Origin of the sequence: Shinella agrisoli (genome assembly GCF_046557955.1) — a bacterium.
Taxonomy (GTDB): Bacteria; Pseudomonadota; Alphaproteobacteria; order Rhizobiales; family Rhizobiaceae; genus Shinella.
The window spans coordinates 127,716-146,449 of the sequence record NZ_JBJIEP010000005.1; the positions used below are offsets into that span (position 1 = coordinate 127,716).

25 protein-coding genes and 2 tRNA genes are annotated in these 18,734 nt (G+C 65.2%); 10 read left to right on the forward strand and 17 right to left on the reverse strand.

Translation table 11 applies throughout. The features are described 5' to 3' along the window. The first annotated feature begins 12 nt into the window (after positions 1-12). The 8 genes from ACIIOY_RS06275 (at position 13) to ACIIOY_RS06310 (ending at position 5,919) form a co-directional block, all read left to right on the forward strand. Positions 13-1,182: a M20 aminoacylase family protein gene (locus ACIIOY_RS06275; RefSeq protein ID WP_411033777.1), complete on the forward strand. Its 1,170-nt coding sequence runs from the start codon at positions 13-15 to the stop codon at positions 1,180-1,182. A 611-nt stretch (positions 1,183-1,793) separates the two neighbouring features. Next, on the forward strand, positions 1,794-2,048 hold the full coding sequence (locus tag ACIIOY_RS06280) for a hypothetical protein (protein WP_411033778.1): 255 nt from the start codon (positions 1,794-1,796) through the stop codon (positions 2,046-2,048). A 59-nt stretch (positions 2,049-2,107) separates the two neighbouring features. Beyond that, a complete protein-coding gene (locus tag ACIIOY_RS06285) occupies positions 2,108-2,359 on the forward strand; it encodes a hypothetical protein (protein WP_411033779.1) in 252 nt (83 codons plus the stop codon). Between the two features lie 46 nt (positions 2,360-2,405). Beyond that, positions 2,406-2,654, forward strand: coding sequence for a hypothetical protein (locus ACIIOY_RS06290; protein WP_411033780.1), 249 nt, complete (start codon positions 2,406-2,408; stop codon positions 2,652-2,654). A gap of 220 nt (positions 2,655-2,874) precedes the next feature. After that, positions 2,875-4,290: a cytochrome ubiquinol oxidase subunit I gene (locus tag ACIIOY_RS06295; RefSeq protein WP_411033781.1), complete on the forward strand. Its 1,416-nt coding sequence runs from the start codon at positions 2,875-2,877 to the stop codon at positions 4,288-4,290. Then, complete coding sequence (gene cydB, locus ACIIOY_RS06300) at positions 4,280-5,284, forward strand: cytochrome d ubiquinol oxidase subunit II (RefSeq protein WP_411033782.1); 1,005 nt, start codon at positions 4,280-4,282, stop codon at positions 5,282-5,284. The genes ACIIOY_RS06295 and cydB overlap by 11 nt, the downstream gene beginning before the upstream one ends. Next, positions 5,284-5,397, forward strand: coding sequence for a DUF2474 family protein (locus ACIIOY_RS06305; protein WP_411033783.1), 114 nt, complete (start codon positions 5,284-5,286; stop codon positions 5,395-5,397). Before cydB ends, ACIIOY_RS06305 begins: the two co-directional genes overlap by 1 nt. Before the next feature lie 222 nt (positions 5,398-5,619). Further along, entirely contained in the window at positions 5,620-5,919 is a 300-nt protein-coding gene (locus ACIIOY_RS06310) for a chorismate mutase family protein (protein ID WP_411033784.1), read from the forward strand. Between the two features lie 3 nt (positions 5,920-5,922). Here ACIIOY_RS06310 and galE read toward each other — a convergent pair whose 3' ends face one another. Continuing rightward, positions 5,923-6,915 (reverse strand): UDP-glucose 4-epimerase GalE, encoded by a 993-nt coding sequence (gene galE, locus ACIIOY_RS06315; RefSeq protein WP_411033785.1) that lies wholly within the window; start codon positions 6,913-6,915, stop codon positions 5,923-5,925. A 103-nt stretch (positions 6,916-7,018) separates the two neighbouring features. Between galE and ACIIOY_RS06320 the strand changes: the two genes are divergently transcribed. Then, positions 7,019-7,546 carry an AAA family ATPase gene (locus ACIIOY_RS06320; RefSeq protein ID WP_411033786.1) on the forward strand — a complete coding sequence of 176 codons (528 nt, stop codon included), beginning with the start codon at positions 7,019-7,021 and terminating at the stop codon, positions 7,544-7,546. A gap of 6 nt (positions 7,547-7,552) precedes the next feature. On the opposite strand, the gene ACIIOY_RS06325 is transcribed toward ACIIOY_RS06320, so the two are convergent. From ACIIOY_RS06325 to ACIIOY_RS06380, 12 genes are all read right to left on the reverse strand, one after another. Continuing rightward, the gene (locus ACIIOY_RS06325) at positions 7,553-8,719 is read right to left on the reverse strand and encodes a pyridoxal phosphate-dependent aminotransferase (protein ID WP_411033787.1); all 1,167 of its coding nucleotides are present in this window, start codon (positions 8,717-8,719) and stop codon (positions 7,553-7,555) included. A 234-nt stretch (positions 8,720-8,953) separates the two neighbouring features. Beyond that, positions 8,954-9,136 (reverse strand): hypothetical protein, encoded by a 183-nt coding sequence (locus ACIIOY_RS06330; RefSeq protein ID WP_411033788.1) that lies wholly within the window; start codon positions 9,134-9,136, stop codon positions 8,954-8,956. Positions 9,137-9,423: 287 nt separating this feature from the next. After that, positions 9,424-9,499 (reverse strand) — tRNA-Phe (locus ACIIOY_RS06335). A gap of 174 nt (positions 9,500-9,673) precedes the next feature. Then, positions 9,674-9,883 (reverse strand): DNA gyrase inhibitor YacG, encoded by a 210-nt coding sequence (gene yacG, locus ACIIOY_RS06340; RefSeq protein ID WP_411033789.1) that lies wholly within the window; start codon positions 9,881-9,883, stop codon positions 9,674-9,676. Position 9,884: 1 nt separating this feature from the next. After that, positions 9,885-10,505 (reverse strand): Maf-like protein, encoded by a 621-nt coding sequence (locus ACIIOY_RS06345; RefSeq protein WP_411033790.1) that lies wholly within the window; start codon positions 10,503-10,505, stop codon positions 9,885-9,887. A gap of 90 nt (positions 10,506-10,595) precedes the next feature. After that, positions 10,596-10,814 (reverse strand): translation initiation factor IF-1, encoded by a 219-nt coding sequence (gene infA / locus ACIIOY_RS06350; RefSeq protein WP_004435948.1) that lies wholly within the window; start codon positions 10,812-10,814, stop codon positions 10,596-10,598. A 145-nt stretch (positions 10,815-10,959) separates the two neighbouring features. Continuing rightward, positions 10,960-11,424 carry an arsenate-mycothiol transferase ArsC gene (locus ACIIOY_RS06355; protein ID WP_411033791.1) on the reverse strand — a complete coding sequence of 155 codons (465 nt, stop codon included), beginning with the start codon at positions 11,422-11,424 and terminating at the stop codon, positions 10,960-10,962. 4 nt (positions 11,425-11,428) lie between these two features. Beyond that, positions 11,429-11,905 (reverse strand): UPF0262 family protein, encoded by a 477-nt coding sequence (locus tag ACIIOY_RS06360; protein WP_411033792.1) that lies wholly within the window; start codon positions 11,903-11,905, stop codon positions 11,429-11,431. A gap of 3 nt (positions 11,906-11,908) precedes the next feature. Next, positions 11,909-13,207, reverse strand: coding sequence for a histidinol dehydrogenase (gene hisD / locus ACIIOY_RS06365; RefSeq protein ID WP_411033793.1), 1,299 nt, complete (start codon positions 13,205-13,207; stop codon positions 11,909-11,911). A gap of 49 nt (positions 13,208-13,256) precedes the next feature. Then, positions 13,257-13,694: a DUF2948 family protein gene (locus tag ACIIOY_RS06370; protein ID WP_411033794.1), complete on the reverse strand. Its 438-nt coding sequence runs from the start codon at positions 13,692-13,694 to the stop codon at positions 13,257-13,259. A 102-nt stretch (positions 13,695-13,796) separates the two neighbouring features. Further along, positions 13,797-15,089 carry a UDP-N-acetylglucosamine 1-carboxyvinyltransferase gene (murA, locus tag ACIIOY_RS06375; protein WP_411033795.1) on the reverse strand — a complete coding sequence of 431 codons (1,293 nt, stop codon included), beginning with the start codon at positions 15,087-15,089 and terminating at the stop codon, positions 13,797-13,799. 170 nt (positions 15,090-15,259) lie between these two features. Continuing rightward, a complete protein-coding gene (locus ACIIOY_RS06380) occupies positions 15,260-15,460 on the reverse strand; it encodes a hypothetical protein (RefSeq protein ID WP_411033796.1) in 201 nt (66 codons plus the stop codon). Between the two features lie 144 nt (positions 15,461-15,604). Between ACIIOY_RS06380 and ACIIOY_RS06385 the strand changes: the two genes are divergently transcribed. Continuing rightward, positions 15,605-15,679: transfer RNA gene (locus tag ACIIOY_RS06385), tRNA-Thr, on the forward strand. Between the two features lie 68 nt (positions 15,680-15,747). On the opposite strand, the gene ACIIOY_RS06390 is transcribed toward ACIIOY_RS06385, so the two are convergent. The 4 genes from ACIIOY_RS06390 to ACIIOY_RS06405 form a co-directional block, all read right to left on the reverse strand. Beyond that, the gene (locus ACIIOY_RS06390; protein WP_411033797.1) at positions 15,748-16,854 is read right to left on the reverse strand and encodes a tyrosine-type recombinase/integrase; all 1,107 of its coding nucleotides are present in this window, start codon (positions 16,852-16,854) and stop codon (positions 15,748-15,750) included. A gap of 175 nt (positions 16,855-17,029) precedes the next feature. Next, entirely contained in the window at positions 17,030-17,554 is a 525-nt protein-coding gene (locus ACIIOY_RS06395; RefSeq protein WP_411033798.1) for a hypothetical protein, read from the reverse strand. Further along, positions 17,551-18,495 carry a DUF5131 family protein gene (locus ACIIOY_RS06400; protein WP_411033799.1) on the reverse strand — a complete coding sequence of 315 codons (945 nt, stop codon included), beginning with the start codon at positions 18,493-18,495 and terminating at the stop codon, positions 17,551-17,553. Before ACIIOY_RS06400 ends, ACIIOY_RS06395 begins: the two co-directional genes overlap by 4 nt. Continuing rightward, positions 18,488-18,691, reverse strand: a complete 204-nt coding sequence (locus ACIIOY_RS06405) for a hypothetical protein (protein WP_411033800.1) — start codon at positions 18,689-18,691, stop codon at positions 18,488-18,490. The genes ACIIOY_RS06400 and ACIIOY_RS06405 overlap by 8 nt, the downstream gene beginning before the upstream one ends. Between the last annotated feature and the right edge of the window lie 43 nt (positions 18,692-18,734).

Genomic DNA, 18,734 nt, shown 5'->3' on the forward strand with positions numbered 1-18,734 from the left:
ACGGATGATGTCATGACGATCCAGACGACCCTCCTCAATTCCATGCCGGAAATGGTGGCGATCCGCCGCGATCTGCACGAGCATCCGGAACTGGGCCTCGAAGAGGTGCGCACCTCGGACGTCATCGCCCGCCATCTCGAAAGCTACGGCTACAAGGTCACACGGGGCCTTGCGAAAACCGGCCTCGTCGCGACGCTCGTGAACGGCACCGGCCGCAAGTCGATCGGCATCCGCGCCGATATCGATGCGCTGCCGATCCACGAGGAAACCGGCCTCGCCTATGCCAGCAGGACGCCGGGCAGGATGCATGCCTGCGGCCATGACGGGCATACGGCGATGCTGCTGGGCGCGGCGAAGGCGATCGCCGAGCGGCGCAACTTCGACGGCACCGTGCACCTGATCTTCCAGCCGGCCGAGGAGAATTTCGGCGGGGCGAAGATCATGGTGGAGGAGGGCCTCTTCGAGAAGTTCCCCTGCGATGCGGTCTTCGCGCTCCACAACGAGCCGGGCCTGCCCTTCGGCCAGTTCGCCCTGAGGGAAGGGCCGATCATGGCGGCGGTGGACGAGGCGCGCATCACCGTGAACGGCATCGGCGGGCACGGGGCGGAGCCGCAGGAGACTTCGGACCCGATCGTTTGCGGCGCCTCCATCGTCATGGCGCTGCAGACCATCGTCTCGCGCAACATCCACCCGCTCGACCCGACGGTGGTGACGGTCGGCTCGTTCCATTCGGGCTCGGCGAGCAACATCATCCCGAGCCGCGCGGAAATCGTCGTCGGCATCCGCTCCTTCGATCCCGCCGTGCGCGACGAGCTGGAACGCCGCATCCGCCTCATCGCCGAGCGGCAGGCGGAAAGCTATGGCATGAGCGCGACGGTGGACTACCAGCGTTTCTACGACGCGACGGTCAACCACAAGGCCGAGACGGATCTGGTGCGCGATCTCGCCATCCGCTTTGCCGGCGCCGACAAGGTCGTCGACCTCGCACGGCCCTTCATGGGCAGCGAGGACTTCGCCTATATGCTGAAGGAGCGGCCGGGCACCTATTTCTTCCTCGGCGGCAAGAGCGGCGAGAACGGCAAATCGCTCCACCATCCCGCCTACGACTTCAATGACGATCTCCTGCCTGTCGGCGCCGCGTTCTGGACGGAACTGGCGGAACACTATCTGCGGGCCGCCTGAGCGTGTCGTGAGGAATCACTCGCCCCGCCTTGGGCGATAGAGAGGGAGCGGAAGGCGGCCCCGGAGGGCCGGTTGTCACGTTCTCGTCACAATTCAAATCACGCCGCAGGCTCTTTCGGGGCCGATTTTTCGAGTGTCACACATTCGTGAAACTCTTGAAATCAGCGGCTCGAATTTTACCGCCACAATTGTTAACGCCGCGCGCTCGCGCTGCATTCTTGGCGTGCGTTAGAAATTTCTTTTTGTCAGAAATTTCTATTTTTGCTTTTAAATCAATATTTTGGTCGTGACGCCTTTGATGAGCTTGAACCGTCCAATTGGACGGTTTTTCCGTTTTCGGCCTTGACGGGTTGTGGTCCGGAACAGTGGTTTCCACTGTTCAAAAAACGTTGACAGTTGTTTCCAAAAGAAGACCCTTGCGGCCCACAAATTGAGGGACCATCTTTAATTCACGAAAGCGGCGATCCCGCTTCCGAAGACAACCGAAGGGAAATGACGATGGCGGAACTGTCGAAGCAAGGAGAGCTGTGAGCGCCCCGAAATGGCCCGCCCGGCAATCGAGCAAGACCGCAGTACCGCGTCCATCGTCAGATATAGAAAGGACAACGATAATGACCAAGACCCTCAACGCCACTTTCGCCGCCGCGCTGGTCGCCGCCTCCGTCTTCGGCGGCTCCGCAGCCTTCGCCAGCGGCGACTACTATCCGGGCGGCTCGCCCGACGCCGTGAAGACCCAGTCGAACATCGACACGGTCCGCACGCACAGCATCGGCGACAAGCGCGTCGTCATCAAGGATCCGTCCTACAGCGCCAAGCCCTACGACCGCGGCGACTATCGCTCGGTTGCGCCCGTCAACGCCAACTGACCGCTGACGAACGGGCCTCCCAAGACCTGAACCCAAGACTTGAACCAAGGATAAAGACAATGACCAAGACCCTCACCACCACCTTCGCCGCCGCCCTCGTTGCAGCTTCCGCCTTCGGCGCCTCCGCGGCTTTCGCCAGCGGCGACTACTATGTCGGCGGCGCGCCGGATGCCGTGAAGTCCCAGAACATCGACACGGTCCGTACGCACAGCATCGGCGACAAGCGCGTCGTCATCAAGGACCAGTCCGCACAGGCCCAGTCCTACAATAGCGGCGACTACCGTTCGGTTGCTCCGAACGCCAGCAACTGATCGCCGAAACCCGCATATTCCTAAGATTTGAACCAAGGATAAGACAATGACCAAGACCCTTGCCACCACCTTCGCCGCCGCCCTCGTCGCTGCCTCCGCCTTCGGCGCCTCCGCGGCCTTCGCCAGCGGCGACTACTATGTCGGCGGCGCGCCCGCCCCGGTACAGAGCCAGACGAATGTCGACAGGTTCCGTACGAACAGCATCGGTGACCGCGTCATCGTCCGGGACCAGTCCGCTGAAAAGCCCTATGAGAGCGGCGACTACCGCTCGGTCGCTCCGAACGCCAGCAACTGATCGCCGGCACCACGCCGACGGTTTCGAAGCTCCCGGTGGATACACCGGGAGCTTCGCCCGTTTCGGGTTCCCACAACGGGGCGCGAAATGCCGCACGCGGGCGATTGTCGCGGTGCGGCAACGAGGGCAGGCGTGCGGAATTGACCTTTGACTACTGGCGGCCACATTCTCTGGAGCGACCGCAGCCGGCAGGCGCGGCGGTTTCAGAAAGGACTGGCCAATGTTCGACTCGCTGGACGCCACCCTGCTCGCCCGCTTCCAGTTCGCCTTCACGGTTTCCTTCCACATCGTCTTTCCGGCCTTCTCGATCGGCCTTGCGAGCTATCTCGCGGTGCTGGAGGGACTGTGGCTCTGGACGAAGGACGAGGTCTATTTCGCCCTCTTCAATTTCTGGAAGACGATCTTCGCGCTCGCCTTCGGCATGGGCGTCGTCTCGGGCATCGTCATGTCCTACCAGTTCGGCACGAACTGGAGCGTCTTTTCCGACAAGGCGGGAGCGGTCATCGGCCCTTTGATGGGCTACGAGGTCCTGACCGCCTTCTTCCTCGAGGCGGGCTTCCTCGGCGTCATGCTGTTCGGCCTCAACCGCGTCGGCCCGAAGCTGCATTTCTTCGCGACCCTCATGGTGGCCGTCGGCACACTGATCTCGGCCACCTGGATCCTCGCCGCCAATTCCTGGATGCAGACGCCCGCCGGCTTCACCGTCAATGACGCGGGCCAGTTCGTGCCGACCGACTGGTGGGCGGTGATCTTCAATCCGTCCTTCCCCTACCGGCTCGTGCACATGGTGCTGGCCGCCTATCTTACCACCGCCCTCGTCGTCGGCGCGGTCGGCGCCTATCATCTCCTGCGCGGCGATGCGCCGAAGCGCGCGAAGAAGATGTTCTCCATGGCCATGTGGATGGCCGCGCTCGTCGCGCCGGTCCAGATCCTCGCCGGCGACCTGCACGGCCTCAACACGCTGGAGCACCAGCCGGCCAAGGTCATGGCGATGGAGGGCCACTACCGGAGCCATCCGGACGGCGCACCGCTCATCCTCTTCGGGCTGCCGAATTCGGCCGAGCAACGGGTCGACTACGCCGTCGAGATCCCGAAGCTGTCGAGCCTCATCCTCAAGCACGACCTGAATGCGCCGCTGGCGGGCCTCGACACGGTGCCGAGGGAGCTGCAGCCGCCTGTCGGCATCGTCTTCTGGTCCTTCCGCGTCATGGTCGCCATCGGCTTTGCCATGCTCGGCCTCGGGCTCTGGTCTCTCTGGTGTCGCTGGCGCGGGACGCTCGGCGAGAATCGCTGGCTGCACCGCGCCGCAATCCTCATGGGCCCGGCCGGCTTCCTCGCCGTGCTCGCCGGCTGGGTGACGACGGAGGTCGGCCGCCAGCCCTATACGGTCTACGGCCACCTGCTGACGGCCGATTCCGTCGCGCCAATCGATGCGCCCGCCGTCGCGACCTCGCTGATTGCCTTCATCGTCGTCTATTTCCTCGTCTTCGGCGCCGGCACCTTCTACATCCTGCGCCTGATGGGCCGCCTGCCGCGCGATCCCATGCCGGCGCTCGAAGGGCCTATCCGTTCGGCCGGCATCACGCCCGCCGCCGCCATCGCCACCAAGTCCGGGAGCCGCCGCCATGGCGCTTGACCTTCCCTTCATCTGGGCGGCCATCATCGCCTTCGCCGTGCTCGCCTATGTCATTCTCGACGGTTTCGACCTCGGCGTCGGCATCCTCTTTCCGTTCTTCAAGGAGAAGCACGACCGCGATGTGATGATGAATTCCGTTGCGCCCGTCTGGGACGGCAACGAGACCTGGCTGGTGCTGGGTGGCGGGGGGCTGATGGCCGTCTTCCCGCTCGCCTATGCGACGATCCTGCCGGCGCTCTACATGCCGCTCGTGCTGATGCTGCTCGGCCTCATCTTCCGCGGCGTCGCCTTCGAATACCGCTGGCGCACGAAACGCGGCGAGTTCCTCTGGGATATAGCCTTCGCCGGCGGCTCCATGGTGGCGGCCTTCATGCAGGGCGTGGCTCTCGGCGCGCTGGTCCAGGGCATTCCCGTGGAAGGCCGCGCCTATGCCGGCGGCTGGTGGGACTGGCTGACGCCCTTTTCCGTCGCGACGGGCTTTGCGCTTCTCGTCGGTTATGCGCTGCTCGGCGCCACCTGGCTGGTGATGAAGACGAGCGGGGAACTTGCCGCCCGCGCCCGTGCCTATGCCCTCAGGGCCGGCATGGGCACGCTCCTTGCCATGGGCGTCTTCAGCCTGTGGACACCGTTCATGGAGCCGCTCTATTTCGATCGCTGGTTCGGCTGGCCGACCGTCGCCTTCAGCCTGGTCGTGCCGCTGCTCGTGCTCGGCTGCTTCGCCCTTCTCGTCCACGGCCTGCGTGCGCGGCACGATTCGCGGCCCTTCCTTGCCGCCCTCGGCCTTTTCGTGCTCGGTTTCGCGGGTATCGGCATCAGCTTCTATCCCTATATCGTGCCGGCTTCCCTCACGATCTGGCAGGCGGCCGCCCCGGAGGAAAGCCTTGCCTTCCTGCTGGTCGGCGCGCTGGTGCTCGTGCCGATGATCCTCTGCTACACCGCCTATGCCTACTGGGTGTTCCGCGGAAAGGTCGACCCGGAGGAGGGCTATCACTGATGGGAGAGCATTCGACAGGGCGCAGGCTGCTCTGGTTCATCGGTCTCTGGGCGGGCGGCGTGCTGGCGGTCGCGGTCGTCGGCCTTGCCATAAAACTGGCGATCGGAACGTGACTTGACGTTACGTAACCGCGTCCAGCTTCGCGCCAGCTTGCTTGCCTAGGTTCCGCCTCGGCCAGCATGCAGGCCCGCAGGCGGAAGACAGGACCGCACCCTCCTTCTGCCAAACCCCCGGGCCTGCATGTGGCCTCGTATGTCGCCATGGGCCTTGCGACACCCGAGCGCCTTTCCCCCCGGACGATCCTCTGCTATCCGGTGCCCATGAAGGAGACCGGGATGGCGAAGACTGCGGCAGAATGCACGACGATGGCGGAAATCCGGGAGAACATCGACCGGATCGATCGCGCGCTGATGTCGCTCTTTGCCGAACGCTGGAGCTTCATCGGCCGTGCTGCGGAGATCAAGGCGGACCTCGGCATTCCCGCCGACGTGCCGGAGCGCGTGAAGGAAGTGCGCGACAACGCCCGCCGCAATGCCGAGGCGCAGGGCCTCGACGGCGATTTCTACGAGGAGATCTGGGCGCAGCTTATCGCCCGCGCGATCGCGCACGAAAAGGAGCGGCTCGGGGAGGAGTAGGGCTCAGCGCTGGTTGCGCTTGCCGAGGTGGTCCTCCCAGGCGAGCGCGCTGCGCACGATGAAGGCAAGGTCGTCGTGCTCCGGCCTCCAGCCGAGTTCCTTCATCGCGACGGAGGGATTGGCGACGATGAGCACCGCATCGCCCGGCCGGCGGGCGGCGAAGCGCACCGGAAAGTCCGCGCCGGAAACGGCCTTCACCTGCTCCAGCACCTCCAGCACGGAAAAGCCGCGGCCATAGCCGCAATTGGCGACGATCGAGCCGCCGCCCGCGCGCATGCGCTGCAGGGCCTTCAGATGCGCATTGGCAAGGTCGGTTACGTGGATGTAGTCGCGGATGCAGGTGCCGTCCGGAGTCGGATAGTCGGTGCCGTAGACGTCCATGCCGCCCCGCTTGCCGAGCGCCGCCTCGCTCGCCACCTTGATGAGGTGCGTGGCGCCTGCCGTCGACTGGCCGGTGCGCCCGCGCGGATCGGCGCCCGCGACGTTGAAATAGCGCAGCGCCGTATAAGTGAAGTCGTGCGCGGCGGCGGTGTCGCGCAGCATGATCTCGGTCATCAGCTTGGAGGAGCCGTAGGGCGATTCGGGCCGCAGCGCCGCGGTCTCGGCCACCGGCTCCGTTCCGTCCGGCGTGCCGTAGACCGCCGCGGTGGAGGAGAAGACGAAATGCGGGATCTTCGCCGCGACGGCCGCCGCGATCAGCGCCCGTGACTTGACCGTGTTGTTCTCGTAATAGGAGAGGGGATCGGCGACCGATTCGGGCACGACGATCGAACCGGCGAAGTGGATGATCGCGTCGATGCGGTTTTCGGAGAAGATCGCCGACAGCAGCGCCGTATCGGCAATGTCGCCCTCGTAGAAGCGCGCTTCGGGCGCCACGGCCCAGCGGAAGCCGGTGGAGAGCCGGTCGAGCACCACCACCTCCTCGCCGGCGTCGACGAGCGCCCAAACCATGTGGCTGCCGATATAGCCCGCGCCACCCGTAACCAGAACCGCCATGAAACTCTCCGAATCGTCAGAATCGCAGGCATATCACCCTGCCTGCCGGCAAGACGCAACCCGGTCGCGTCCGGCCGTTCTCCCGTTCCAGAAAGGCAACATCATGTCCGATCGTTTCATCGTGCTCTCCGGCTGCTCCGGCGGCGGGAAATCCACCCTCCTCGAAGAGCTGCGCCGGCGCGGCCATGCTGTCGTCGAGGAACCGGGCCGCCGCGTCGTGCAGGAGGAACTGGCGGCGGGCGGCGGCGCCTTGCCCTGGCTTGACCTTGCCGCCTTCGCCCGCCGCGCCATCGCGACGGCGCTTGCCGACCGCGCGGCGATGCGGGATCATCCGGGCTTCGTCTTCTTCGACCGCGGCCTGGTCGATGCCGCGTCGGCGCTCGAGGCATCCGGCGGCGAACCGGTGCTGGACGCGCTTGCGGCGGAGCACCGCTACAACCGCCGGGTTTTCCTGACGCCGCCCTGGCCGGAGATCTATGCAGGCGACCGCGAACGCCGGCATGGGTTCGACGCGGCGCTTGCCGAATACGATCGCCTTGAACGGACCTATCCGATGCTCGGCTACGAGACGGTCATCCTGCCGAAGGTGCCGGTGGGCGAGCGCGCCGATTTCGTGCTCGCCCGGCTGTGACCCGCATCAGCGTGCGGCGATGTAGCGGGCGAGCCGGTCCGCCGCTTCCTCGACCTCTCGCGGATCGCGCAGGAAGCAGGCGCGCATGAAAAGTTCGCCGCCGGGCCCGAAGGCCGTGCCCGGCGCAAGGCCGACATTGGTCCGGTCGACGATGTCGAGCGCGGCAAGGCGGGAATCCGTCACGCCGTCGATCTTGAGGAACGCGTAGAGCGCGCCGTCCGGCTTCAGCGTCTCCACTCGGTTGGTGGCGATCAGCGCATCGCAGAAGACGTCGCGGTTCTTCGCCGCCTTGTCGATGTTCGACTGCACGAAGGCGTCGCCCTCGTCGAGCGCCACGACCGCGCCCCGCTGCAGGAACTGCGGCACACCGGAGGTGGAATACTGGATGAGGTTTTCCAGCACCTGGCCCATCTCCGGCGGCGCGACGATCCAGCCGACGCGCCAGCCGGTCATCGACCAGTTCTTCGAGAAGGAATTGACGAAGACCACCCGGTCGCCCTCCTCCATGACGTCGAGGAAGGAGGGCGCCCGCCCGCCGGCATAGTGATAGAGCGCATAGATCTCGTCGGCCATGATCCAGAGATCGTGGCGCCGCGCGATGGCGAGGAGGTTCGCAAGGTCCTCCCGCGTCGCCGTCCAGCCGGTCGGGTTGGACGGCGTGTTGACGAAGAGCACGCGCGTCTTCGGCGTTATCGCGGCTTCGATGCGCCCTAGGTCGACCTGCCAGCGCCCGCCGGCGAAGTCGAGCGGCACGGCGATGGGATTTGCGCCGGAAAGCCCCGCCGCCGCCGCGAAATTCGGCCAGGCCGGCGTCAGGTACACCATGTCCTCGCCGGGCGAGACGAGCGCCTCGATCGCAAGCTTGATCGCCTGCATGCCCGATCCGACGACGTAAAAATGCTCTGCCGGCAAAGCCGCGCCGAAGCGGCGGGCATAATAGCGCGAGAGCGCCGCCCTCAACTCCGGAATGCCGCGCTGCCAGGTGTAGAAGGTCTCCCCCTGCATAAGCGCCTCGGACGCCGCCCGCGAAATGAACTCCGGGGTCGGCAGGTCCCCTTCGCCGACCCACAGCGGGATCAGGCCCTCGCGCCCGCGCGCATAGTTGACGACTTCGACGATCCCGCTCTCCGGCGCCCGGAGCGAACGGGGGCTGAGGCTTTCGACGATGCTCATGGAAAATCACTCCGGCAAACCGCAATCCTGCTCCGCCCGGAGAGGCGAAACGGCCAAGGTCTACCCGGTTTTGCGGTGCCGTACACGCGAGTTTCGCTGACAGATGCATCGAATTCGGTGATGGGAGAAGACAGGCACGGAAGGCCCGGAAGACGGAACCGCCCTCCTTTGCGTGATGAACCGACAGCAGGACACGGCCTTCGCCGTGTGCGCGGTCGCCCGGCCCGCCTTCGTTCAGGCTTCGAGGCCCAACAGGTCTTCCGCCTTGGGGGAACGAAGAGGGACGTTTTTCAGGGATCGCGCGACTTCCGCCAGCGCAGACAGGGCGCGCACGATTTTCTCCATATCCCTCTGCCTGGCAGCGGCAATGCTCTCGACCGGCAGGAAGGCACGTTCAGACGATTCCGACTTCTGCATTGTTGCATCCTCATTCGGGTTGCTCTGCAAAGTGCACGCCGGGCTCCCAATGCCCGGCCCATGAAATGTCATGCTCAACGCTTCTCGAATCAGGCCACGGGACCTGATCGGCACAGTTTTTCAGAGTTAGCTTGTGTGAGCATTGCCTAACGCGAATTGCCGTGCGGCCTGACCGGAGGTCTCTAACAGCCAGGGTGGGAAACTCGAAGCGTGTCGACTTCACGGCAAAACACGACGGGACGTGTGGGCCTTTAGAAAGTCTGGATGCCGGCTGTTTTAGGGGTTAATGGTGCCCGGAGGCGGATTCGAACCACCGACACGCGGATTTTCAATCCGCTGCTCTACCAACTGAGCTATCCGGGCATCAGGCTTGGATTTCCGTTGAAATCCGCAAGGGGCGCTTGGTTCCGCCCCGGAAGCGAGCGGGGTTATAGCATCTTGCAAAAATGTGTCCAGTCCCAACGGCGGTTTTTTGCGGGAAAAATGCCCGGTCCCGCAAGTGACGGAAAAGGCTGGGTTTTCGCGCTCCGGCAGGGTTCACCGATCGTCTTCGTCGGCTTTCGCCTCGTCGTCGGCGACAGGAATGGCGTAGGAGCCGGAGAGCCAGCGGTTGAGATCGACGTCGCGGCAGCGGTTCGAGCAGAAGGGATAATGCTCGCGCGCGGAGGGACGCCTGCAGATCGGGCAGGGGACGGCCTTGCGCAAGGGCGCGACCGTCGCGGTCGTTTTTTCGCCGCCCTTCGCCACGTCAGGCATCTCCCCAGCCGGCATGCACGTCGAACCCTTCGCCGGAGAGAAGGGCGAGGGTTTCGTAAAGGGGCAGGCCCACGACGTTCGTGTAGGAGCCGACGAGCTTGACGACGAAGCTGCCGGCGATGCCCTGGATGCCGTAGCCGCCTGCCTTGCCGCGCCACTGGCCGGAGGCGAGGTAATGCTCGATGTCGGTCGTCGAGAGGCGCTTGAAGCGGACCTTCGTGTCGATGACCTTCTGGCGCACGGTGCGGTCCGGCGTGATGAGGCAGATGCCGGTGAAGACGCGGTGGCTGCGGCCGGAAAGAAGGTGCAGCGCGCTCGACGCCTCGTCGATCATCTCCGTTTTCGGCAGGATGCGCCGGCCGACCGAGACGACCGTGTCTGCGGCGAGGATATAGCTTCCGGCGAAGGACGGGTCACCCTTGACGGCGGCGAGCGCGGCCTGCGCCTTGCCGGTCGACAGGCGTCGCGCCAGCGAGCGGGGATGCTCGGAACGCTTCGGCGTCTCGTCGATGTCCATCGGCATCAGGCGCGCGGGCTCGATGCCCGCCTGGGCGAGCAGTTCGACGCGGCGCGGCGAGCCGGAGGCGAGGATGAGCTTGTCGGTCTGCGCCATGGGATCTCCGGAAAGCCCCGGGGTGCGCCAGCTTCGTGCGTCGGCCGGAAGCCGGGCGAGGGCGCGGCCCCTGAGCCTGCTTGAAGGGGCTTACTTGAAACGGTAGGTGATGCGGCCCTTGGTGAGGTCGTAGGGCGTCATCTCGACCAGCACCTTGTCGCCGGCGAGAACGCGGATGCGGTTCTTGCGCATGCGGCCCGCTGTGTGCGCGATGATCTCGTGCTCGTTTTCGAGCTTGACGCGGAAGGTGGCGTTCGGGAGCAGTTCCGTCACGACACCGGGAAATTCGAGGACTTCTTCTTTTGCCATCTTTGAGCGATATTCCTTGAGGGTGGATTCGGGGAGGCCGGATGCCCGCCTCGAAAAAGTTGCCGGAAACTACACAATCCCCGATGCTTTGTGAACACCGAAGCGCCGGCTTTCTGCATTTGCCGGAAATCAGGCGGTTCCGGGCTCAGCCCGGGCCTTTCAGGCGCTTCTCTATCAGCGTCTTCAGGAACTCGCGGACTTCCCGGTAGGACGAGAGAATCTGTTCGCGCGTTCCGGTTGCGACCGTCGGATCCGGCGTCGGCCAGTACATCACGTCGACGGCCATGGAGCGGGTGAGCTCGAGGGCGGCGTGATGGGCCTCCGGCGCCAGGGTCACGATGAGGTCGAAATAGTCGTCCTCCAGTTCGTCGAGCGAGTGGGGCGCATGGCGGCCGAGCGAGAGGCCGACCTCGCCGAGCACGGCGTCGACGAAGGGATCGCGCTCGCCGGGGCGCACGCCGGCGGAGGCCACGTAGGTGCCGGCCGGCAGCACGCTGCGGGCGATGGTTTCCGCCATCGGCGAACGAACCGCATTCATGCGGCACATGAAGAGAATCGAGCGGGGCGTCCGCGGCCGGGCTTCCTGCGCTGGCGGGGAAACGCCCTCCATCCGCTCACCCGCGCCAGTAGAGGACGCAGACGAGCGTGAAGAGGCGGCGGGCGGTGTCGAAATCGAATCTGATCTTGCCCGAGAGCCGGTCCATCAGGGTCTGCGAGCCCTCGTTGTGGATGCCGCGCCGGCCCATGTCGATCGCCTCGATCTGGCTGGGCGTCGCCGAGCGGATCGCCTGGTAGTAGCTCTCGCAGATCATGAAGTAGTCCTTCACGATGCGGCGGAAGGGTGTCAGCGAAAGGATATGGGTTGCGACTTCCTCGCCTCCTTCGGTGCGGATGGCGAAGACGAGCTTGGAATCGACAAGGGAAAGGTGGAGGCGATAGGGACCGCCGGCATGGCCGATCGGCTCGAAGGTGTTTTCCTCGATGAGGTCGAAGATGGCAACCGCACGCTCGTGCTCCACATCCGGCGTGGACCGGCCGATCGTGTCGTCCAGCACCACGTCGCAGAGGCGGAAGTTGCCTTTCTTGCTCATCGCCTAACTTTCCGGGTTGAGCCGGATGGCGACGGAGCGGGCATGCGCGCCGAGGCCTTCGGCTTCGGCGAGCGTGATGGCCGCCGGGCCGAGGGCGCGCAACTGATCGGGGCCGAGGCGCAGGATCGAGGTGCGCTTCATGTAGTCGAGCACGGAAAGGCCCGAGGAAAAGCGGGCGGAGCGCGCGGTCGGCAGCACATGGTTCGAGCCGCCCACATAGTCGCCGATGACCTCGGGCGTGTGGCGGCCGACGAAGATGGCACCGGCATTGCGGATCCCGCCCATCAGCGCGTCGGGATCGGCGGTGGCGATCTCCAGGTGCTCGGCGGCGATGCGGTTCGCCAGCGGCACGGCCTTCGCAAGGTCCGGCACGAGGATGACGGCGCCGAAATCGCGCCAGCTGGCGGCGGCGGTCTCCGAGCGTGCCAGCGTCTTCAGCTGCCGCTCGACGGCGGCTTCCACGGCATCGGCCAGCGCCGGGCTGTCGGTGACGAGGATCGACTGGGCGCCGGCATCGTGCTCGGCCTGGGCGAGGAGGTCGGCGGCGAGCCAGTCCGGATCGTTGTCGCCGTCGGCGATGACGAGCACTTCGGAGGGCCCGGCGATCATGTCGATGCCGACCGTGCCGAAGACTTGGCGCTTGGCGGCGGCGACGAAGGCGTTGCCGGGGCCGGTGATCTTGGCGACGGGCGCGACCGTTTCGGTGCCGTAGGCGAGGGCGGCGACGGCCTGCGCGCCGCCGATGCGGTAGATCTCGTCGACGCCGGCGATGCGCGCGGCGGCGAGCACGGCCGGGTTGATCGCGCCGTCCTTGGCCGGCACGACCATGACGACGCGCGGCACCCCGGCGACCTTGGCCGGCACGGCGTTCATCAGCACGGAGCTCGGATAGCTCGCCGTGCCGCCCGGCACGTAGAGGCCGACCGCGTCGATTGCCGTCCAGCGCGAGCCGAGGCCGACGCCGATGTCGTCCTCGTAGATGTCGTCCTTCGGCTTCTGGCGGGCGTGATGCTTCTCGATGCGCTGCGCCGCCAGTTCGAGAGCGGCGATGATCTTCGGATCGACGGCGTCATAGGCCGCATCGATCTCCTCCAGCGAGACGCGCATGGAGGTCACGGCGAAGTCGAGGCCGTCGAACTTCCTGGAATATTCGGCAAGCGCCACATCGCCGCGGGCGCGCACGTCGTCGATGATCGTGCGCACGATGGCGTTGACGTCTTCGGAGACCTCGCGCTTGGTGGTCAGGAAGGCAGCGAACCGGCTTTCGAAATCGCTGCTCTGGTAGTCAAGTCTGATCGCCAAGTCGTCAAGTCCCTGTCGTCTCCCGGCGGAAATGCGCCGGACCGATGCCTCAAACCGCCGGATGGCGGGGTTTCAAGCTGGTTTCCCATGCTCCGCCGGTATCTGCAAGCTGAACTTCGATGCATTCCACATCGAGCGCGATGGAGGCGTTGCCGGACATGACGAGCTCCACGATGCCGTCCGGTCCTTCGCCGTTCGGGACGAAGTTGACGGCAAGCAGTGAGAAGACGGCGTCCTGGTCCCTGCGGTCGATGCCCAGCGAGCGTACGGCCTTGACGCACTTGATGGCGACGACGGCGCGGCGGCGTTCGAATCCCTTGCCGCGGCGCTCTGCCTTTTCCCAGGCGAAGCGGTTGACGACGAGCGAAAAGACGTGATGGCGGGCGTCATAGGAAAGGCCGTCGGTCTTGAAGACCGCGTCCTGCAGGTGGGCCGAGACGACGGCGAGGTCTTCCGTATCGAGGGCGAGCAGTTTCAGGCTGTCCATTATGCTGTCCTTCCCGGGGAGGCCGCGGACCTGCGGCATCCCGAACATTCGATCACGAGATAGGACGGCGCGCGGCGGACTGCAACCACCGCGCGGGCAAGATCAGTCGCTGACGCGTTCGACGACGGCGCCGCAGCGGGTGAGCTTTTCCTCCAGCCGCTCGAAGCCTCGGTCGAGATGGTAGACGCGCGAGACCATGGTCTCGCCCTCGGCGGCAAGGCCGGCGATGACGAGCGAGACGGAGGCGCGCAGGTCCGTCGCCATGACGGGCGCGCCGCGCAGCCGCTCGACGCCCTCGATCTTGGCCGTCTGGCCGGAGAGCGAGATCTTCGCGCCGAGGCGCGCAAGCTCCTGCACATGCATGAAGCGGTTCTCGAAGATCGTCTCGGTGATGTGCGAAATGCCGCTCGACTTGGTCATCAGGCCCATGAACTGCGCCTGCAGGTCCGTCGGGAAACCGGGGAAGGGGTCGGTCACGACGTCGACGGGCTTGATGCCGCCGCCGTTGCGCACGACGCGGATGCCGCTTTCCGTCGAGGTGACCTCGGCGCCGGCGCGGCGGATCGCCTCGAGCGCCGTATCGAGCAGCGCCGCATCCGTGCCTTCCAGCACGACGTCGCCGCCGGTCATGGCGACGGCCATGGCATAGGTGCCGGTCTCGATGCGGTCGGGCAGCACGCGGTGGCGCGCGCCGGAGAGCTGGTCGACGCCTTCGATGGTGATGGTCGCCGTGCCGGCGCCGGAAATCTTCGCGCCCATGGCGTTGAGGCACTTGGCGAGGTCCTGCACTTCCGGCTCGCGGGCGGCATTGCCGATCACCGTCGTGCCGCGGGCGAGCGTCGCCGCCATCATGAGCACATGGGTGGCGCCGACCGAGACCTTGGGGAAGGTGTAGCGCGCGCCGATCAAGCCGCCTTCCGGCGCCGTCGCCTCGATATAGCCGCCGTCGATCTCGATCTTCGCGCCGAGTGCGGCCAGCGCCTCGATGAAGAGGTCGACCGGGCGCGTGCCGATGGCGCAGCCGCCCGGCAGCGAGACGCGGGCCTTGCCTTCGCGGGCGAGCAGAGGGCCGATGACCCAGAAGGAGGCGCGCATCTTCGAGACCAGCTCGTAGGGCGCGGTCGTGTCGACGATGTTGCGCGAGGTGAAGTGGATCGTGCGGGAGTAACCCTCGCCCTGGCGCTCGCGGCGGCCGTTGACCGAAATGTCGGCGCCGTGGTTGCCGAGGATGCGGATGAGCTGCTCGACGTCGGCAAGGTGCGGCACGTTTTCCAGCGTCAGCGTGTCGTCGGTGAGGAGCGACGCGATCATCAGCGGCAGGGCGGCGTTCTTGGCGCCGGAGATCGGGATGGTGCCCGTAAGCTCGTTGCCGCCTACAATCCTGATACGATCCATGTGTGACTACGGGCCGGGCCCGCCTTTCTCAAAGAACATCGGCTTTCGGAGATGGCGGCCTCTTTAGAGCATCGCGATCGAAAAATGAAGACCGTGCCGGCCGCCGGTTTATCCGTGCGTCCGGTTCCGGAAACCGTCCCCCTTAGCCTTCGCGGTGAAGACATGTCCGACTAACCGTCCGATTCGTCTTTTTTTGCGGCAGGCACGGCTGCGGGAAGCCCGATCGTCTCGTCCGCCGCTCCGGCGCGGCGGGCACGCGCCTGCTGCTTGCGCCGCTGGAGATTGTCGCGCAGCGTCTTCGCCAGCCGCTCGGCGCGTATCTCCGCCTCCGTCCTGATCTTCCCGCTTTTTGTGCCGTCCTTGCTGCTCATGCCTCTTCTCGTCGTTAAACCGGCCCCGCGAAAAGCGGTGACTCGTCAGATTTGTTGCGATAATCGCATATAGGCCGCTTGCGCTGCCGGATGACCTGTGGCAATAGGCCCTCGCTCACGCGAAGCAGTCCTGTTTCGCCGGATGCTGCTATAGCTCAGGGGTAGAGCACTCCCTTGGTAAGGGAGAGGCCGAGAGTTCAAATCTCTCTAGCAGCACCATTCTTTTCAATGGCTTAGATACCATTTCGTTTCACCTGCGGTATCGGTCATGACAGAAATCCTGACAGTTACCGCCTCTTACCCACCTTCGACGCAACTTCCTTCTGGAAGTCAGGGTGGTGATGGCCATACACGTCTTCCAGCATTTTGGGGCTCATTCCGAGGTAGTTGGCGACATCCCATATCTCCGCACCGGCCAGCATCAGCCACGACGCGGCGGTGTGGCGAAGAATATGCGGGGTGATTTCCTTGCCGAGGCCGGCCGCTTGCCTGGCTGACGCCCATGCCTTCCTCTGTTTATCCACAGGGCTTCCGCGATAGTGGATGACGTAGGCAATCGGCTTTTCCCTTTTCATGTCCGCCTGCCGCCAGCGCGTGAGGAAACCCGAGAGCCGTTGAGGTATCCTGACGGTCGGCCGTCGCTTCTTGGTTTCCGCCTCGTCGTCGCCGCGGCGGTGGATGACGCCGGCGTCAACGTCAATGTGGCCGCCGAGCGTGTTGGGAATCCACCCGAGCCGGCGGAGTGCGCCCGAACGGGTCCCGGTGTAGACGCCAAGCAAGATGAACCGCTGCAATGCCCTTGCCGCGTCCTTGTCGTCAAATTTGCGCGTGGCTCGGAGGAGCTTGGCTACCTGATCGCGTCGAAGCCAGTCAGGGCGCGCCTCGGAGGCTTGGGGTAGCGTGACGACGGGGAGAGCATCCAGTGGAGTTTCGGCGTGATAGGCGTTTATGGCGGCCCGCAAAACCGTTAGCTCGCGACGGGCCGTCTCCGCACTGACGAGCTTGGGCTCCTTCGCCTTCTTCGCCTGCCGGATGGGCTGTGACGTTCGGTAGGCGACATAGTCTTGGCACGTCGATCGCTTCACCTCGGAAAGTGGCTTTGTCTTCCACCAGTCCAGGAGGCGCTCTATGGCGTAGCTGGTGGCGTCCGACTTCTGTCCGGGGGCGATCTCCCGGGCGTAGAAGGTCAGGACATCGGAAACTAGGAGCCGAGACGGACTACTGTCCCTCGGCGGCTCGTATTTCTGGCCGATGTATTCGCGGAGGGCTTCCTCAGCTCGCGCGCGCTCTTCAAGGCCGCAGCCAGTGCCGCGCTTTGCCGATCCGTCTCGGATGTACCAGAGGCCGGACGTTTTATCGTACCAGAGACGGGCTCCTTTTGCTGGACGCGGCATTTTTCCCTCATCTCCCTGATTGCCTGGCGGGTCACAAAATCCCACCGGCCGATCCGTTCGATGACGAGATTGCCTCGCGCAGCTTCCGCCCGCAAGGTGGCTGGCTTGATAGTGCCGCGAAAGAGAATTGCGCAAGCCTCGGCGAGGGTAAGGGGCTCATCGTCCATCGGTTCCATCACCGACCCTCCTGCCATTGGTTGAATCCCGCCCGCAGCGAAAGCCATCGCTTGCGGGCGTTTTCGTCCGTGTTCAGCTCGGCGCGCGACTGGATTTGCAGGATCGAGCGGACGCGCGCATTGACGCGCTCGTCGTCGGTCGTCTCCAGGCCGTGCCGCTCGCGCAAAAATACGCGGAACGCCTGCCGGCCGCACTGCATGGCGCACTCGGCCGCATAGTCCTTGGCCTTCTTCGGCGGCGGGCTGAGGCGCGCAATTTCCGCCATCGCCTCGCGCAGCCGCGTGACGACGCGGTCGTACATGCCGAGCAGCCAGGGCAGGTCCTCGGGCGCATGGAGGATCAGGTCACGGTCCTCGATGTAGACGTTGTCCGCGAATGTCAGCACGTCGACCAGCTCGCCGTCGCCTGCCGTCATCGTCAGCCGATCGTCGGCCACGAGACCCCAGGCCGGCGAGGCAAGCGCCACGCGGTTGCGGATCGCGTCGAGCCGTGCCTGGTCTTTCGATGCGGCGGGGCGGCTCATTTTTGCTCTCCAGCGTCGGAGATCGAAGGGATATGTGGGAAGGCATCATGTGTCGCGCCGTCGAGCATGCGGCCGGTGCGCCTCCGGCCCGCCCTGATCATGCTGTGATCCGGGTCCAGTTCGTCGCACAACATAGGACGGTTCCAGAAATCCCACTCCTCACCGTCCCATTCGGCCCACTGATAGCGGCTGATCTCGGGGTTGTCGGGAAGGTCGACCGAGCCGAGCTGGGGCACCCATTCTCCCCATTGCTTGAGGTGGAAGGGCTTGCCAGCCATGGCTGCCTGGTCGCGCAGGCTACGCATCCAGTTCGGGTGCGTGGGGCGCGCCTGATGCCCGCCCTGATCGGCTTCCCCGCCGGCGATGATCCAATCCGGCATGAATGCCGGCGGGATAACGACAGGCCCCAAAAGCGGTTCGAACGATCCGAAGGTGAAGAGCGGCCTCAACTCGATCTTCGCAACCTTTAGGGCCGGAAGGTTGATGTCGGCTCGGTCCTGGTCTTCTACCGTCGTGCCGAGCGCGGCGTTGGCGGGCAGGCCGCCGGCTGCGTCTGACAGTTTGACGATGAGTTGAGGCCGCTTCGTGAGGAGCAGGTAAACCAGATTAGGCGTCTTGCGCATGACCGAGAACGCCTCACCGCGCCAGTCCTGCGGAACTTGATTGTCGAAGATATCTGCCAAGGACGCGCAGAAAACAAAGGGTCGGGTGCCGTCCTTCTCAGCCTGTCTCTGCCACTTGAACGGAGCATCCCAGGTGGATTTGGACGTGCGGGAACGCGTGCCCGCGCCGGCGCCCGGCCCGCCCCAACGGACGCGGCCGTAGCGCTTATCCATCATGGCTTCGGCGTAGCACCCGTCGCAAGCCGGTGAGACCTTGGCGCAACCTATCCATGGATTCCACGTGTGATGCGTCCAGGAGATTGCCGAATTCTCAGCCATGGTCGTCGCCTTTCGTTTGGCAGGCGGCGGGCACGAGGCCGGCGAGATGGTTGATGGCGCTGACGATCATCATGGCGATGGCGGTGGCCTGCTCGCCAGGGCGCTCGCAGTTGACGTCGACGGTGGCCACGTCCACGCCGTCATCGTCGAGGATGACGCCGGCGTCTTCGTCGGAAAGCCGAAGCGGGAGGGCCACTTTATGGTCTCGGAACGCCGCGACCACGGCGGCGCTGGAAATG